We start from the raw sequence: 16,281 nt of genomic DNA, 5'->3' as shown, positions 1-16,281 counted from the left end.
ATTCAGCAGGCCGATCTTGGATCCCGAACGAGGGCCTGGCGAATCAACGCGCGGCGATATGCGCCACCAGCAGCTGCACGCTTTCACGGCCGCGGAATTCATTGACGTCCAGCTTGTAGGCCAGGTCGGCCCAGCGCACGTTGGGGTTGGGCCAGAGATCCCGGTCGATATTGAATGCGATGCCATCGAGAGTCAGCGAGCCGCATTCGCTCTTGAGCACCATCTTCAGGTGCTTCTCGCCGACCAGGCGCTGCTGCACCAACTGGAACACACCGTGGAACACCGGCTCTGGGAAATGCTGTCCCCAGGGGCCGGCGTTGCGCAGTGCCTTGGCCAGTTCGAGATGAAACTCCTCGATGCTCAACTGCCCATCGGTGAGCAGCCGTCCGGTCAGATCGTCTTCGCACAACTGCCGGCGCACTTCGGCATCGAAGGCGGCCGCAAAGGCGCCAAAGTTCGCTTCTGGCAGCGATAGACCTGCCGCCATCGCATGGCCGCCGAACTTGCTGATCAGACCCGGATGACGTGCCGCCACCGCATCCAGCGCATCACGAATATGGAAGCCCGGCACCGAACGTGCCGACCCCTTGAGCACGCCTTCGCCAGCATCGGCAAAGGCGATGGTCGGCCGGTGATAGCGCTCCTTAAGCCGCGAAGCGAGAATACCGATGACGCCCTGGTGCCAGTCCGGCTCGAACAGGCAGAGGCCGAACGGCATGTCTTCGAGCGGCAAGTCCTTGAGCTGGGCCAGCGCCTCGCGCTGCATGCCCTGCTCGATACCCTTGCGGTCCTGGTTGAGTTGATCCAGCTGCACGGCCATGTCCCGCGCCAGTGCCTCGTCTTCGCAAAGCAGGCATTCGATGCCCAGCGCCATGTCATCCAGGCGCCCCGCCGCATTCAGCCGCGGGCCGAGAATGAAGCCGAGATCGGTCGAGGTGATCCGCCGATGATCGCGCCCGGCAACCTCGAGGATTGCCCGCAGCCCAGGCCGCGCGCGACCCGCGCGTATGCGCGCCAGGCCCTGGTGCACCAGGATGCGGTTGTTGGCATCCAGCGGGACCACGTCGGCGACGCTGCCCAGCGCCACCAGATCCAGCAATTCGCCCAGGTTCGGCTCCGCCCAACCATTGCGGGCGAACCAGCCCAACTCGCGCAACCGGGCACGCAGCGCCAGCAGTACGTAAAAGATGACGCCGACGCCCGCGATGCACTTGCTCGGGAAGGCGCATTCCGGCTGGTTGGGGTTAACGATGGCGTCCGCCGCCGGCAGTTCGGGCCCGGGCAGGTGGTGATCGGTTACCAGTACTTTGAGTCCGGCCACCTTGGCTGCCGCCACGCCGTCGACACTGGAGATGCCGTTGTCCACCGTCACCAGCAGATCGGGCTGGCGCTCCAGCGCCACAGCGACGATCTCAGGGGTCAGGCCATAGCCGTACTCGAAGCGATTGGGCACCAGGTAATCCACATGCGCGGCGCCCAACTGGCGTAGGCCCAGGACGCCAACCGTGCTGGCGGTGGCGCCGTCGGCATCGAAGTCACCGACGAAGAGAATGCGCTGACGCTTTTCCAGCGCCTCGACCAACAGCGTCACGGCCGCGTCGATACCTTTGAGCTGGTCGTACGGGATCAAGCGCGCCAGGCCCTTGTCCAGTTCAATCACCGACTGCACGCCACGTGCCGCATAGAGGCGTGTCAGCAGAGGCGGCAGGTCACCCAGATCGGGCAACAGGTCGGGCAACGGGCGGGGTTCAATGCGCATTCTGGGATTATCCGGTTCAGCGTGAGGCGTTCAGAGCGAAGTCGCGGCGCGCGCGGCCTGATCGTACAGGCCCGACATGGCGCGCAGCATCCCGGCGAGGCGGTGAATCTCCTCCGGGTCGATATTCAGGTTCTCGAAGGACGCGATCAGGCATTCGCGACGGATATCAGCGTATTCCTGACACAGCTCGCGGCCTTTGTCGGTGGTTCGGTAGAACATTTCCTTGCCTTGCTTCTCACCCGTCACCAGGCCCAGCTTGCCGAGCTTTTTCAGCGCGTAGGTCACGGTGTGCGTGTCTTCGATGTTCAGCAGCAGACAGATATCCGCCTGTCGCTTGGCACGGCCGCGGCTGGTCAGGTTGTGCAGCACCATGACGTCCAGCGCATTCATTTCCACCGCACCGGAGGCCTTCATGCAGCGTTCCATCCAGCGCATCAGCGCGGCGCTGGCGATGATGATGCCGTATTCGAGTTCTGAGAGTTCCTGCGACTGCTCGGCGAGATGCGCCGACGCCACGATGGACGATCGCAACGGACGAGGGGATTTGGCGTCAACCATCTTGCGGACCATGAAAAATGAGGATGGCCGCTGGCTGCCATCCAGGTGAATCGGGTCCGCAAGCATACAGCAATGCGCACCGAGAGACGGTTCGGCGGCGCTACGAAAAATATTTATTGATAAATTATCGATAATTTATCATCGTATTTCCACGCATCGACTTGTCACACGGGGCAGCCCGTCACAGAGGACCCATGAACGCCCTACTCCTGAATTGCGATATCGGCGAAAGCTTTGGCGCCTGGACCATGGGCATGGACGCCGAGGTCATGCCCTTCATCGACTGCGCCAATATCGCGTGCGGCTTCCACGCGTCGGATCCCCAGGTCATGCGGCGCACCGTGGCGCTGGCGACACAGCATGACGTGCAGATCGGCGCGCATCCGGCTTATCCCGATCTGGCCGGGTTCGGTCGCCGCTCCATGGACTGCAGCCCGAAGGAAGTGGAGAACATGCTGCTCTACCAGATCGGCGCGCTGGACGGCATCTGTCGCGCCGAGGGCACCCGGGTTCGCTACGTCAAACCCCACGGCGCGCTGTACAACGACATGATGCGCAAGCCAGAACTGCTGCGCGCCGTGATGACTGCAATCGTTTCCTACGCGCCGTCGCTGCCGCTGACGCTAATGTCGACACGCGACAACAGCGCCAGCCAGACAATGGCGGACGAGCTCGGCATCACGCTCTGGTTCGAAGTATTCGCTGATCGGGCCTATGACGCCTCCGGCATGCTGGTTTCCCGCGCCCTGCCCGGTGCGGTACATCACGATGCCAATACTGTCGCGGCCCAGGCGCTCAGCCTGGCCAAAGGCGAACCATTGATCGCCAGCGATGGCAGCGCGCTGGTTCTGCGCGCTGACACGCTCTGTGTGCATGGCGACAACGCCGGCTCGGTTGCTGCGGTGCAGCGCATCCGCCAGACGCTCGAGAGCCTTGCGGGATGAAGCCGCGTATCGAAGTGGTCGGCATCGACAGCCTGATGCTGCGCCTGTTCGATGAGATCGACGAAGCCCATATGCCCTGGCTTCTGGCTGCGGCCAGCCGTCTGCGTGAGGTCTTCGGTGCGGCGCTGATCGACCTGGTGCCCTCTTATACGACGCTGCTGGTGCATTACGACCTGACACGACTGGACGACCATCAGGCGCGCCAGTGCATCGCCGATGCCCTGCATGAATTGCAGCCGGACGCAGGTGGTCAGGCGCGCGAGCTGAACATTCCGGTGTGGTACGACCCCAGCGTCGGGCCGGAGCTCGAGGCCCTCGGCCAGCGCAGCGGGTTGGGAATATCCGGTGTGATCGAGCAGCACAGCGCCCGAACTTATCAGGTGTTCGCGCTGGGCTTTGCGCCGGGCTTCGCCTTCATGGGGTTGGTCGATGAAATCCTCGCCAGTCCTCGCTTGCAGACACCCCGTAAACAGGTCCCGGCTGGCAGCTTGGGTATCGCTGACCGCCAGACCGCGATCTATCCGCTCGTTTCGCCCGGGGGCTGGAACCTGATCGGCCGCAGCCCAACCCGGCTGTTCGATCGAGAAATGGAGGGTTACAGCATCTGGCAGCCTGGCGACCATGTGCGTTTTCAGCCTATCGAGCACGATGAATTCGTGCGCCTCGGCGGTGACGACAGCCCGTTCGAGGTGATGCCATGAGCCTGCTGATCGAACGCAGTGGCGCGTTGGCCAGCTTGCAGGACGGCGGCCGGTTCGGTGTCCGTCACCTGGGCGTGACCCAGGGCGGCGCTGCTGACTGGGTCTCCCAGGCTTGGGCCAACTGGCTGCTGGGTAATCCGCTGCAGGCCGCTACCCTGGAAATCACCCTTGGTAATGTCGTGCTGCTCGCCGAAGCCGATACCTGCGTGGCGCTGTGCGGCGCCGATCTGGGCGCCACACTGGACGGTCAGCCCATCGCGCCGGGACGCAGCTTCAGCATTCGCAGGGGGCAACGGCTCAGCTTCGCCCAGCCGCGCCAGGGCGTGCGCGCCTACCTTGCCGCGCCCGGTGGTTTCGTGGCCCCGCAGCTACTCGGCAGCTGCGCGACGGTACGCCGGGAAGAACTAGGTGGGCTACACGGAAACGGCCAACCATTGGCGTCAGGCGACCGGCTGCACTGGAATGGCGCAGCCCCCCTACCGCGAACTCTGGATGCCACCCAGACACTGCCGCTGATCACTTCTAATGCGCTGCCGGTGGTATTGGGTGCACAGATCGGTGACTTCAGCGGGCGAAGCCTGTTCGATGCATTCAACTGCGAATGGACCGTGGACCAGCGGGCCGATCGTATGGGCGTTCGCCTGCGCGGGCCGGTACTGCGCAGCTCGCACCAGTCGATGATTTCCGAAGGCGTTCCGCTCGGGGCCATTCAGGTCCCGCCGGATGGCCAGCCCATCGTGTTGCTCAACGACCGGCAGACCATCGGTGGCTATCCGCGGCTCGGCGCCCTAACGCCGCTGGCAGTCGCTCATCTGGCTCAGTGCATGCCGGGAACCACATTGCGGCTCAAACCAATATCCCTGGAGCGCGCGCAGAACCAGCAACGCGGGCTGCTAGGTAGCTGGCGTCGTCAGCCCTCTCGATAGCGAAGCGAATCAACGGACCGTACTCCCGAACGCGATAGAAAACCCAAAGGTGACCCGACCCAGACCAGACCACACAAAACCAAAACAACAATTACAAGAGAGTCCGGTTCACGCCCGGCTGCATTCCTACCTGCCCCAACGCCAATAAAGAAAAAAGGTACTCCAATGCACCCCACCTCCAGCGCCACCCCTGCGTCGCAACGCAACGTCCTGCGCGGCGCCATCTTCATAATGGCAACCTCGTCGATCGGCCCCGCCTTTCTGACCCAGACTTCGCTGTTCACCGAGAAATATCTGGCGAGCTTCGCCTTCGCCATTGTCATTTCGCTGCTGATCGACATCGGCGCCCAGCTCAACATCTGGCGGATCATCACCGTTGCCAACATGCGCGGTCAGGACGTGGCGAACCGGGTTCTGCCGGGGGTCGGCCACCTGATTTCCGCATTCATCGTGCTCGGCGGAGTCGCCTTCAATATCGGCAATATCGGTGGTGCCGGCCTGGCAATGAACGTGATTTTCGGCGTACCGCCGGTGATCGGCTCACTGATCGCAGCGGTACTGATCATCGGCATCTTTCTACTGCGCAACGCCAAAAGCGTCATGGACTCGGTGATGCAGCTGCTTGGACTGGTCATGCTGTGCATGATCGGCTACGCCATGCTGCAATCGAGCCCGCCGGTCATGGAAGCCTTGAACCGCAGCTTCAATCCCGACGACCCGCTGATCCTGCTGCTGCCGATCGTGACACTGGTGGGCGGTACCGTGGGCGGTTATATCTCGTTTTCAGGCGGCCATCGCCTGGTGGAAGCCGGCATCACCGGCGTACAGAACGTGGGCGTCGTGACGCGCGCCGCAGTGACCGGTATCGCGACGACGGGCGTAGTACGGATCTGCCTGTTCCTGGCCGCCCTGGGCGTCGTCAGCCAGGGGCTGAGCCTGGATCCCGGCAACCCGGCCGCGTCGGTGTTCTCCCATTCGATGGGTACGGTGGGTTACAAGATTTTCGGTGTGGTGCTGCTGGCCGCTTCAGTGTCTTCGGTGATCGGTGCCGCCTATACCAGCGTAACCTTCATGTATTCGCTGCATGAGAGCATCCAGCGCAACAATCAGCGCGTAGTGATCGCTTTCATCGCCTGTTCGACATTGATCTACAGCCTGGTCGGCCAACCGGTCAAGGTACTGGTCATCGCCGGCTCGTTGAATGCACTGGTGCTGCCGCTGGCACTGGGTTGTGTCCTGTGGGCAGCCAAGAAGCCGAGCATTGTCGGCACCGAGTACCGCCATCCCACCTGGATGCTGGTATTCGGCCTGCTGGCAATGATCGCCACCGCAGCGGGCGTGGTGCTCTCCTTCAACGCCCTGGTGCAGTTCTGGCAGTCCTGAATCGCTGCTTGCCGGGGCACAGACGCCCCGGCGAGTCCTTCCGGCGCTTTAGCCGCGCTCGCCGATCAACCATTCAAGCGGTACTTCATGCTGGCCGCGCTCATCGGTGATGAACAATCCGCCCTCGCTAATCATGACACTCCAGCTGATTGCCCGCGGCAGATCACGCGCCACGGTTTCCAGCGCCTCCTGATCGACCGCCACCACGTTGATCTTCTTCAGGCTGCGCACGCTGTCGAGAACCTTGGTCTGCCAGACACGCAAGTTGCCGTAGGCCACCAGGCTGAATCGTTCCGCACGCCGTGAACACCAAGTGATCCGCTCGGCGTCTGGCTGGCCGACTTCGATCCAGTGCAGCACGCGATCGTCCAGGCTTTTCTCCCATAGCGCCGGCTCGTCGACATCCGATAGCCCGCGGCCGAACGCCAACTGCTCGCCGTACCAGAGCACATAGGCGATCAACCGGGCGGCGAGACGCTCTTCGGTTTCCGACGGATGCCGGGCAACCGTAAAGCGCAGATCCTGATAAACGTGGCGATCGAGGTCAGTGAGATTGATCTCAACTTTATAGGGCGTGGCTTGCAGGGCCATGACGGCTCCAGACACAGAAAAGGGGACGCAGTTTAACCCATCGCGCGTTCGGACTTTTATCACTCGATTAGCGCAATTCAGCCAACCGTCTATACGCATGCAACCACAGCGACAATTCGGCTATCCAGGCGGCGCACGCTACCCGACGAACGATCTTTGACAATCATTCTCATTCTGTTTAGCATCTCAAACATCGCAGACCCAACGGGTAGTTCATATGTACGTGTGTCTTTGCCAGGGTGTTACCGACGGCCAGATCCGTGAAGCCATCTACGAAGGCTGCTGCAGCTATCGTGAGGTACGTGAGGCCACCGGCGTTGCCAGCCAGTGCGGCAAATGTGCATGCCTTGCCAAGCAAGTGGTCCGTGAAACGCTGAGCAATGTCCAAAGCGCTCAGGTTTCCCTGGCCTACCCCGCCGGTTTCGCTCCCGCCTGATAGAAACAGCATATTTCGAAGCCGGGCCTATGCCCGGCTTTTTTCTGACCGTAAATCAAAGTGTTGCTCCCCATTCGCGGAACAGACGTATTCTTATTCAGTTTTACCCTTTTGCATTCAACGACTTAGGTTTGACAGCCCACGAGTTGGTGGCCAGACTGCCTGCATCGAACATATTGATTCAACGCAGGACACCGACATGAAAGGCGACAAGCTAGTCATTCAGCACCTCAACAAAATCCTCGGCAATGAGCTGGTCGCCATCAACCAGTATTTTCTGCATGCCCGCATGTATGAAGATTGGGGACTCGGCAAGCTCGGCAAGCATGAATACGACGAATCCATCGACGAGATGAAGCATGCCGACAAGCTGATCAAGCGAATCCTGTTTCTCGAAGGTCTGCCCAATCTGCAGGATCTCGGCAAGCTGCTGATCGGCGAGAACACGCGTGAAATGCTCGACTGCGACCTAAAGCTCGAGCAGGGGGGCGTCCAGGATCTCAAGGTTGCCATTGCCTACTGCGAGAGCGTCGGCGACTACGGAAGCCGCGAGCTGCTGGAAGACATCCTCGAGTCCGAAGAAGAACACATCGATTGGCTGGAAACCCAGTTGAGCCTGATCGACAAGGTCGGCATGGAAAACTATCTCCAGTCCCAGATGGACGACTGATTCTTCTGCCTGTAATGCGAACGGGAGCCATCGGCTCCCGTTTTCATTCCAGCATCTGCCCAGCGCAACGCGGCTTTGCAGCGACCGCCACGCCTCGATCGAAAGGCGTCGAGACATAAAAAACCCGCCGTGCGGCGGGTTCAGTCGGGCATCGCGATCAGGCGCCGGCTTTCTGCACGGCTTCCTTGATCAGCGGTTGCAGTTCACCTTTCTCGAACATTTCCAGAATGATGTCGCTGCCACCGACCAGCTCGCCGTTGACCCACAGCTGTGGGAAGGTCGGCCAGTTGGCGTATTTCGGCAGGTTCGCCCGAATCTCGGGATTCTGCAGGATGTCCACGTAAGCGAATTTTTCGCCGCAGCCCATCACAGCCTGCGTCGCGCGGGCGGAGAAGCCGCACTGCGGGGCGTTGGGCGAGCCTTTCATGTACAGCAGCACCGGGTTCTTTTCGATCTGCTCTTTGATGGTTTCGATGATATCCATGGGGCACCTCGGCTAGTCACGGTTGGCGCGCATTGTACCGTAACAACAGGTTAAAAGCCGAGTCGCGGACTCGGCTTTTCTCTTCCACCACTTATAAATGCTCGCTTGTGGGGCACGTTTCCAGCGTGCTGAGGCCGATTTGCGCCCGTGAAGGCTTTCTGGATAAGATCGCGCCTTTCCCGTTTCGTCGCTTCTGGTGCGACCCCTGTCGTAGGCCTCCTTTTTTCTTGAAAAAACCCCAGGCCTCGATTGCGGCAATAAAGGTAGTTGATATGAGCGCAAGGCATTTTCTCTCACTGATGGATTGCACGCCCCAGGAGCTACTTGGCCTGGTTCGTCGCGGCATCGAGCTGAAGGATCTGCGCGAGCGCGGCATTCTGTTCGAGCCGCTGAAGAATCGGGTTCTGGGAATGATCTTCGAGAAAGCCTCGACGCGGACTCGATTGTCGTTCGAGGCCGGCATGATTCAACTGGGCGGCCAGGCGATCTTCCTCTCGCCTCGCGATACTCAACTGGGGCGCGGCGAGCCGATCAGCGACTCGGCCATCGTCATGTCGAGCATGCTTGATGCGGTCATGATTCGCACCTTTGCTCACGCCACCCTGACCGAGTTCGCGGCCCACTCATCGGTGCCCGTCATCAATGGCCTGTCCGACGATCTGCATCCCTGCCAACTGATGGCCGACATGCAGACGTTCCATGAGTACCGTGGCAGCATCGCCGGCAAGACGGTGGCCTGGATTGGCGATGGCAACAACATGTGCAACTCCTATATGGAAGCAGCGATCCAGTTCGATTTCCAACTGCGTATCGCCTGCCCTGAAGGCTACGAGCCCGAGGGCGAACTGCTGGCCAAAGCGGGTGATCGGGTAAAGATCGTCCGCGACCCGCGAGAAGCGGCTGCCGGCGCTCATCTTATCAGTACCGATGTATGGGCCTCGATGGGCCAGGAAGACGAAGTCGCCGCACGGATCGCCACCTTCCGCCCCTATCAGGTCGACCGCGCCCTGCTCGACGTGGCGGCCGAAGACGTGCTGTTCATGCATTGCCTGCCGGCTCATCGAGGCGAGGAGATCAGCCACGACCTGCTCGACGACCCTCGCTCAGTCGCCTGGTCCCAGGCCGAAAACCGTCTGCATGTACAGAAGGCCCTGCTTGAATTTCTGGTCGAGCCGGCCTACCACCACGCATGAGCCATCAGCCGCTGCTGCATCTGCGCAATCTGGACTGCGGTTATGGCGGACAGAGCGTCGTCCAGAACCTCAATCTGCACTTGAATCGCGGCGACATCGGCTGCCTGCTGGGGCCTTCCGGCTGCGGCAAGACCACCACGCTAAGGGCCATCGCCGGTTTCGAGCACATTAACGAAGGCGAGATCCAGCTGGGCGACGCCGTACTCTCGCGACGTGGCTTCACGCTCTCGCCGGAGAAGCGCCGGATCGGCATGGTTTTCCAGGACTATGCACTGTTCCCCCATCTGACCGTGGCGGAAAATATCGGCTTCGGCATTCGCAAGCACCCGCACAGCCAACGTATCGTTCGCGAAATGCTCGAGCTGGTGCATCTTTCGCCCCTCAGCAAGCGCTACCCGCACGAGCTATCCGGCGGTCAGCAGCAACGTGTCGCGCTTGCTCGAGCACTCGCTCCCGAACCGGAGCTGCTGCTGCTCGACGAGCCTTTCTCCAACCTTGATGGCGACCTGCGGCGCCGCCTGAGCCATGAAGTACGAGAGATTCTCAAGGCGCGAGGCACCAGTGCGATTCTCGTCACCCATGATCAGGAAGAAGCGTTCGCCGTCAGCGATCAGGTCGGGGTATTCAAGGATGGTCGCCTGGAACAGTGGGACACGCCGTTCAACCTTTACCATGAACCGCTTACGCCTTTTGTCGCAAGCTTCATCGGCCAGGGTTACTTCATTCGCGGACAGTTGATCGATCCGGAAACGGTACAGACCGAGCTTGGCGTCATTCGCGGCAACCGTGCCTATACCATGCCGGCCGGCAGCTCGGTGGACGTTCTGCTGCGCCCCGACGACATCGTCTATTCGCCGCAAAGCGCGCTCAAGGCGCTCATCGTCGGCAAGACGTTCCTCGGCGCCTCGACCTTGTATCGCCTGCAATTGCCGACCGGCAATCTGCTCGAAGGGATCTTCCCCAGCCATGCGGACTATCCGACCGGCCAGGATGTCGGCATTGGCATCGCCGCCGACCATTTGGTGGTATTTCCCGCCCAGGGCAGTATTGCCGCCCACGAAAAGCTGCCGGAAGCAGGCGTGCGTCGCTACAGCGGCAACGTCTGATCGTCAGACGTTCGCCCTCTCAGCCTTCCACCTGCCCCAGTGCCCCACCTTCACGAGCCTTGAGGCGCCGAGCCCGAAAGAACTCGCTCAGCATTGCGCTGCACGCATCTGGCATAACGCCACCTTCGACCACCACGCGGTGGTTGAGAAACGCCTGGGAAAAGAACTGCCCGCGGCTGATCGCTACACCAGCCTTGGGCTCCGTAGCGCCGTACACCACTCGTTGGATGCGTGAATGCACAATCAGTCCGGCGCACATACTGCAAGGCTCTAGCGTCACGTACAGCGTACTGCCCGACAGTCGGTAGTTTGCGATATTCGCTGCTGCGTCACGGATCGCCACCATTTCGGCATGCGCGCTGGGGTCGTGGCGAGATATCGGACAATTGAAGCCGCGGCCGATGACCTGGCCGTTCTGCACCACTACCGCCCCTACCGGAACTTCTCCCAACTGCGCACCTTCTGCGGCCAGCGCTAACGCTTCACGCATGAAGTCCTCGTCACGAGAACGATCGATGATCACGGGTCTTTTCATTTCAAATCCAGCTTACCCACTCCAGACACTCGCTGTTCACTTGCTGTTGTGACGCTTGGCAGCAGCTGCTTACACCACTTCGATGGCCGCCATCAGCCCGGTTTCCATATGGTCGATGACATGGCAGTGAAACATCCAAACGCCCGGATTATCCGCCACCAACGCGATTCTGGCGGTTTCATTCTTGCCCAGCAGATAGGTATCGGTGAGCCAGGGGTCGATCTTCTTGCGGTTGGACGAGATCACCTTGAAGGTCATGCCGTGCAAATGAATCGGGTGTTGATATTGGCTGAGGTTACGCAGTTCGAAGATGTAGTGGCCGTTCTTTCTCAGCGTCGCGATTGGTCGGTCCGCACAGGTCTTGTCGTTGATGTCCCAGGCCTGGCCGTTGATTTGCCAGAAGGTGAACGCCTTGTCCTGCCCCGCGTCGCTGGACAAGGTGCCGGCCCATTCGAAGTTGAAGCGCAGGGTTTCGGCCTGCTGCAGATTCGGTTCGGCGACAGGATTGGCGGGTAGCGCCGCAGGCCAGTCCCCCCCTACCTCGTTGGTGTTCACCGACTTCAGGGTGGCCAACCGTAGCGGACCATTACGCAGCGACAGCTCCTCGCCAGCCGGCGGAACCTTCAACGCCAAATCCGCGCGCATGCCCGGCCCCAACCAATAACCCTTGCCGAGCGGACGCGGATCGATCGGGTTGCCATCGAGCGCATAGAGACGCGCTTCTCCGTCCGGCAGATTCAACCGGTAGGTCAGCGTGTTGTCCAGGTTGAGAATGCGCAGGCGCACCACCTGTCCGGCGGGTAATTCCAATGTCGGCGCATGCTCGCCATTGACGCTCGAGAGCACGCCCGGAGTGCCGCCGCGTGCGGCTTCGCGCGGTACGCTGAAGGCTGTGAATGCGCCTTCCTTGTCGACGTGCCAGCTCTTCAGGCTCAGCGTGCGCTCGTGGCGGAAGCCGCTCGGCTCACGTTCCTCAATGATCAGCGGCCCGACCAGGCCGCGACCAAGCTGTTCGGCGCTGCGAGTGTGCGGGTGATACCAGAAACTGCCTGCATCAGGCACCTGAAAGCGGTAATCGAATGACTCGCCCGGCAACACCGGAAGCTGCGATACGTACGGCACGCCATCCATGTTCAACGGCAGACGGATGCCATGCCAGTGGATGGTGGTCGGTTCCGGCAGATGATTGGTGAAGCGCACCCGCAGCCAGTCACCCTGTCGCGCACGCAATTCTTGGCCTGGAGCTTGCCCGCCGTAACACCAGGCGGGCGTCGCCGCACCAGGAATCAGCTCGATATCAGCGGGTGCTGCGATCAGGTCGTAATCATGGGTGGCGACATCAGCGGGACGCCCGAGCCAGTAGCGTACGCCCCCGACGCCTGCGCCGACGGCGCCCAGCCCGACCAGCCCGGTGAGTATCTGTCTACGGCTAAACGACATGATGCTCGGAAGTTCCTTACGTGAAGACGACACAGTTTCTCATTAACTGTCGGGATTGTGCGACCGCCACGACGCCTTGATCTGTGTCCGATAGCCGCAACCTCGCGACGGCCAACCGTGCCGGCAGGATTTGCCGCGCTCAGAAGCCGCTGGCAATCGGCATCAATAGCCCTGCAGCACTAGCAGCCATGCCGACGGCTCAGTGGTGCCTGGCGCCGCTGCCTAGCGGGCTCGGCTCGGCGTCCCGTTTACGTTCGCTCTCATTGCTACCACCACCGGCCGGCAGCTGTGTCCCGAGTTTCGCGAACCGTTGCGCGACGTTACGCGTCTACTGAACACACTTACATACACAAGGATGCTCTATGCACACCAACCCAGCCAGTGCAAAAGATGACGACAGCATAAGCAAAGGCATCGTCTGGCTCGCACGGAGCGGGTACGCCGCTCGAGGCGTGGTCTACCTGATCATCGGCGCTTTCGCGTTCCTTGCCGGTATCGGCAGCGGTGAAACCATCGGCACAAAAGGCGCCATCCAACAATTGTTGGGCCAGCCGTTCGGTGAAACCTTGCTCTGGATCTTGGTGGTAGGGCTCGTGGCCTATGCGGCATGGCGCCTGACTCAGGCGATCGCCGATCCGGAAGGTCATGGCGCCGACGCCAAAGGCCTCGCGATCCGAGCTGGTCTGGTCGGCAGCGCGATCGCCTATGCCCTGCTCACGCTGTTCACGCTGGGCCTGCTCGGCAGTCCGATAGGCAATGCAGGTGGCAGTGGCGGCTCTGATGGCCAGGACTTCCTATCGGGTCTGCTCGGCTGGAAGTTTTCCAACTACCTGGTCTACGCCGTTGCACTGATTCCGCTTGGCGTGGGTATCGCTCATATCATCAAGGGCTGGAAAGCAAAGTTCGAAAAATATTTCTACGCCTCCGAAGATGTCATGCGCTGGGTCCGACCGATTTCACGCGCAGGTCTGATTGCGCGAGGTGTTGCCTTCCTGATCATTGCCGGCATGCTTTTCAGTGGCGGAGCGCGCTACGAACCAACCGATCCGCCTGGTCTGGAAGATGCGCTGAATGCGTTACAAAGCCTGCCCTTCGGTGCCTTCTGGCTCTCGCTGGTCGGTCTCGGGTTGGCGGCTTTCGCCCTGTACAGCGTCTTCGAAGCCATCTGGCGCCGTATCGACATGCCGGCGGTCATCCACTAGCAGCAAAGCCGGGAAGGCTTTCGTACAAGCCGACGCAATGACTAGGCGCGAACCAGCGTACTGCTATCCACAGCAGCTCGATCAGGAATTTTCCATTCACCGCTGACGAGCGCTGGCACAAAAAATGCTCCTTTCTAATTATGGTTGGCCTAAAGGAGCAAATTGCTCCGATAGGTAACATATTAACGAATTACGAATGAGCAGCTGTGCTTCGGAGGGCGCCATGTTGGGGCAACAGACCACACACCACGCATTGGAACGTTGGCAGCAATCAATCGAATCGGTTTGCGGCGCCTATGAAACACAGCTCGCCTATAACCGCTCCCTGTTCATTGGCGAAGTTGAAGCCCGAGCTCATGCAGGAATCACACTTGCCCACTTGAAGACCAATGCCGGCTTGATCAGACGCACTCGCCGCCCGGACCGCGAGGATGAGAGCAATTGCTTTCTGGTCAGTCAGCGCAGCGGTACGTCCCAGATTTCACAGAACGGCATAACCTTCACGCTCGTTCCGGGCGATATCGTTTTGATGGATTCGGTGGGCAGTTGCGAAATCACTCCCCAGGGACTGATCGAACATGCCTCCTTTGCGCTCCCCCGAGCTGAGGTGGTCAAAGTGCTGCGCAGCCCCGGTACACAGTTCGGCAAGGTCTCGACCAATCACACCAGCGGCCGCATGCTCAAGCTGCTCATCGACCAGCTCTGCCTGTATGAAGAAGGCTCTACCGCAGATACCAGCGAGGCGGGCTCCCTACTGTCTGCGTTCACGACGCTGCTAAGGCCGTCGCTTTGCCGCAACGCCAACCAGGACATGGTGTTCGAGTCGCTGGACAGCCAAAGCCTCCGTGCTTGCGTGTACAAGCTAATCGATGAGTCGCTCGGTCAGCCGAACCTCACGCCCCTCTCGCTTGCGACTCGGTTGGAAATATCCGTTCGACATCTGTACCGCCTGTTCGAAGAGCAGGGAGACAGTGTCTGCCGTTACATTCAGCGCATGCGACTCAAACGCAGCGCGGCCGACCTGGCCAACCCGAACCTGCGCCATCAGTCGATCACCTCGATCGCATACAAATGGGGTTTCACCGATTCGGCGCATTTCAGTCGCTCGTTCAAGAAACAGTACGAGGCCAGTCCCAAGGACTATCGTGCCGTCTCGCTCCAGGCGTTGATGCGCTTGAACTAAGCCGGGGCAAGCGATTTACGCCGGACGCTTACTGCAGAACCCTCAGTTCTGCAGAAAAAGCGTCGCGATCAGCTCGGTGCGGTTATGCACGCCCAACTTGCGATAGAGGTTGTTGAGATGCGTCTTGATCGTGGGCAAGCCAACCCCGAGTGTCTGGGCCAGCACCTTGTTGCTCGCTCCCTGACGGAGCAGTTCGGTCAATTCGCGCTCACGACTGGTCAAGCGCTTGAACGCGTCGGCCGACGGTGGACAGAGCGATGGTAGAGCCAGCTGGAGCAAGCCGCGCATGCCCGCCAGGCAGTCAAGGTCGCGATCATTGAACGTCCCCTGCCCTACGATACGCAGCAGCGAGATACCCAATACAGGTCGGCCTTGATCGCTGACCAGTAGCTCCACGACATCGCACACGCCAAAACGGGCAAGAAATCGGCCGTAGGTATCGCAGGCAGAACGTGACTGGACGGCCCGGGCTTCATCGAGGGTGACGAGATCCAGGCCTAGCGCCTGACATCGGACGGGTCTCAACGGATCGAAGCGCTGGTAGGTATCGAGGTAGCGCTGGTGCATGGTGGGCGTCAGCCCGAGCAGTTCGTAGTCGAAGGCGTCGAGCCCCTCATCGATGCGGTACAGCGCAGCGCTAGCCGCAGGAACCGCCAAAGTCACCGCCCTGAGGCATGCCTGGGTGGCGGACACCCCGGACCCTTCAATCGCAAGCATGTAACGCCCCCCTTGTATGGCTCTTCGAAGCCAACCGAGAGAATGAGCCCGCCAGACCTTCCGGCGGGCTCGGATGGGTCAGACGACCGCGAGGTAGTGCTTGGTGAAGCTGTCGCTGACGACGTCCCACAGAACGGGCGTGCCTTTTTCGACGAACCAGCTCTCGCCAGCTTTGTATCGGGTGCTTTGTCCGGTCTTTTCATCGGTCAGGACCACTTCGCCGTGCACGACGGTGGCCTGTTCGGTGAACGGATAGACCATGCGGAACTTGCTCCTGGTCGCGGCGAAGTAGCCAGCGCTGACCGGATCGGTCGGCGCACCGAAGGTCATGCGACCGGCTATCTTCGCTTCACCTTCGAGGATTTCCGAGCCAAGGTCAGCGACAGTGCCCCAGCTATCCAGTTCTTGATACGTAACACGCTGTTTGATCGGGGTCATGGCAGTTCCTCCAGT

18 protein-coding genes are annotated in these 16,281 nt (G+C 60.8%); 10 read left to right on the top strand and 8 right to left on the bottom strand.

Translation table 11 applies throughout. The features are described from left to right. Positions 1–43: 43 nt before the first annotated feature. Both recJ and MCB86_RS18170 read right to left on the bottom strand, forming a co-directional pair. Positions 44–1,759, bottom strand: a complete 1,716-nt coding sequence (gene recJ / locus MCB86_RS18175; RefSeq protein ID WP_045163079.1) for a single-stranded-DNA-specific exonuclease RecJ — start codon at positions 1,757–1,759, stop codon at positions 44–46. A 30-nt stretch (positions 1,760–1,789) separates the two neighbouring features. Beyond that, positions 1,790–2,317, bottom strand: coding sequence for a winged helix DNA-binding protein (locus tag MCB86_RS18170; RefSeq protein WP_025242572.1), 528 nt, complete (start codon positions 2,315–2,317; stop codon positions 1,790–1,792). Positions 2,318–2,511: 194 nt separating this feature from the next. On the opposite strand from MCB86_RS18170, the gene MCB86_RS18165 reads away from it, so the two are divergent. The 4 genes from MCB86_RS18165 (at position 2,512) to MCB86_RS18150 (ending at position 6,271) form a co-directional block, all read left to right on the top strand. After that, a complete protein-coding gene (locus tag MCB86_RS18165; RefSeq protein WP_239611769.1) occupies positions 2,512–3,261 on the top strand; it encodes a 5-oxoprolinase subunit PxpA in 750 nt (249 codons plus the stop codon). Further along, the gene (gene pxpB / locus MCB86_RS18160) at positions 3,258–3,962 is read left to right on the top strand and encodes a 5-oxoprolinase subunit PxpB (RefSeq protein WP_239611768.1); all 705 of its coding nucleotides are present in this window, start codon (positions 3,258–3,260) and stop codon (positions 3,960–3,962) included. Before MCB86_RS18165 ends, pxpB begins: the two co-directional genes overlap by 4 nt. Further along, positions 3,959–4,888: a biotin-dependent carboxyltransferase family protein gene (locus MCB86_RS18155; RefSeq protein ID WP_239611767.1), complete on the top strand. Its 930-nt coding sequence runs from the start codon at positions 3,959–3,961 to the stop codon at positions 4,886–4,888. Before pxpB ends, MCB86_RS18155 begins: the two co-directional genes overlap by 4 nt. Before the next feature lie 165 nt (positions 4,889–5,053). Beyond that, a complete protein-coding gene (locus tag MCB86_RS18150; RefSeq protein ID WP_239611766.1) occupies positions 5,054–6,271 on the top strand; it encodes an NRAMP family divalent metal transporter in 1,218 nt (405 codons plus the stop codon). 48 nt (positions 6,272–6,319) lie between these two features. On the opposite strand, the gene MCB86_RS18145 is transcribed toward MCB86_RS18150, so the two are convergent. Next, positions 6,320–6,862 (bottom strand): YaeQ family protein, encoded by a 543-nt coding sequence (locus tag MCB86_RS18145; protein ID WP_045163084.1) that lies wholly within the window; start codon positions 6,860–6,862, stop codon positions 6,320–6,322. A gap of 217 nt (positions 6,863–7,079) precedes the next feature. Between MCB86_RS18145 and MCB86_RS18140 the strand changes: the two genes are divergently transcribed. Then, a complete protein-coding gene (locus MCB86_RS18140) occupies positions 7,080–7,298 on the top strand; it encodes a bacterioferritin-associated ferredoxin (protein ID WP_045163085.1) in 219 nt (72 codons plus the stop codon). Between the two features lie 199 nt (positions 7,299–7,497). Further along, positions 7,498–7,968 carry a bacterioferritin gene (gene bfr, locus MCB86_RS18135; RefSeq protein WP_021209934.1) on the top strand — a complete coding sequence of 157 codons (471 nt, stop codon included), beginning with the start codon at positions 7,498–7,500 and terminating at the stop codon, positions 7,966–7,968. Between the two features lie 157 nt (positions 7,969–8,125). Here the strand turns inward: bfr and grxD are convergent, their stop codons facing one another. After that, the gene (gene grxD / locus MCB86_RS18130; protein WP_045163086.1) at positions 8,126–8,452 is read right to left on the bottom strand and encodes a Grx4 family monothiol glutaredoxin; all 327 of its coding nucleotides are present in this window, start codon (positions 8,450–8,452) and stop codon (positions 8,126–8,128) included. Between the two features lie 272 nt (positions 8,453–8,724). Between grxD and argF the strand changes: the two genes are divergently transcribed. Together argF and MCB86_RS18120 are read left to right on the top strand one after the other, a co-directional pair. Next, entirely contained in the window at positions 8,725–9,645 is a 921-nt protein-coding gene (gene argF / locus MCB86_RS18125) for an ornithine carbamoyltransferase (RefSeq protein ID WP_239611765.1), read from the top strand. After that, entirely contained in the window at positions 9,642–10,751 is a 1,110-nt protein-coding gene (locus MCB86_RS18120; protein ID WP_045163088.1) for an ABC transporter ATP-binding protein, read from the top strand. Before argF ends, MCB86_RS18120 begins: the two co-directional genes overlap by 4 nt. Positions 10,752–10,770: 19 nt before the next feature. Here the strand turns inward: MCB86_RS18120 and tadA are convergent, their stop codons facing one another. Further along, positions 10,771–11,286, bottom strand: a complete 516-nt coding sequence (tadA, locus tag MCB86_RS18115) for a tRNA adenosine(34) deaminase TadA (RefSeq protein ID WP_045163089.1) — start codon at positions 11,284–11,286, stop codon at positions 10,771–10,773. Between the two features lie 69 nt (positions 11,287–11,355). Beyond that, complete coding sequence (locus MCB86_RS18110; protein ID WP_045163090.1) at positions 11,356–12,726, bottom strand: multicopper oxidase family protein; 1,371 nt, start codon at positions 12,724–12,726, stop codon at positions 11,356–11,358. A 362-nt stretch (positions 12,727–13,088) separates the two neighbouring features. Between MCB86_RS18110 and MCB86_RS18105 the strand changes: the two genes are divergently transcribed. Next, the gene (locus MCB86_RS18105) at positions 13,089–13,928 is read left to right on the top strand and encodes a DUF1206 domain-containing protein (RefSeq protein ID WP_239611764.1); all 840 of its coding nucleotides are present in this window, start codon (positions 13,089–13,091) and stop codon (positions 13,926–13,928) included. Between the two features lie 196 nt (positions 13,929–14,124). Continuing rightward, the gene (gene feaR, locus MCB86_RS18100) at positions 14,125–15,111 is read left to right on the top strand and encodes a transcriptional regulator FeaR (RefSeq protein ID WP_239611763.1); all 987 of its coding nucleotides are present in this window, start codon (positions 14,125–14,127) and stop codon (positions 15,109–15,111) included. 42 nt (positions 15,112–15,153) lie between these two features. Here the strand turns inward: feaR and MCB86_RS18095 are convergent, their stop codons facing one another. Both MCB86_RS18095 and MCB86_RS18090 read right to left on the bottom strand, forming a co-directional pair. Continuing rightward, entirely contained in the window at positions 15,154–15,828 is a 675-nt protein-coding gene (locus tag MCB86_RS18095) for a helix-turn-helix transcriptional regulator (RefSeq protein WP_239611762.1), read from the bottom strand. 78 nt (positions 15,829–15,906) lie between these two features. After that, positions 15,907–16,266 (bottom strand): cupin domain-containing protein, encoded by a 360-nt coding sequence (locus MCB86_RS18090; protein ID WP_239611761.1) that lies wholly within the window; start codon positions 16,264–16,266, stop codon positions 15,907–15,909. Positions 16,267–16,281: the final 15 nt, after the last annotated feature.

This window comes from Pseudomonas sp. KSR10 (assembly GCF_022355455.1).
In the GTDB taxonomy this organism is placed as follows: Bacteria; Pseudomonadota; Gammaproteobacteria; order Pseudomonadales; family Pseudomonadaceae; genus Stutzerimonas; species Stutzerimonas stutzeri_E.
Note: the sequence above shows the minus strand (reverse complement) of the source record. Positions and strands in the feature narration are given on the sequence as shown.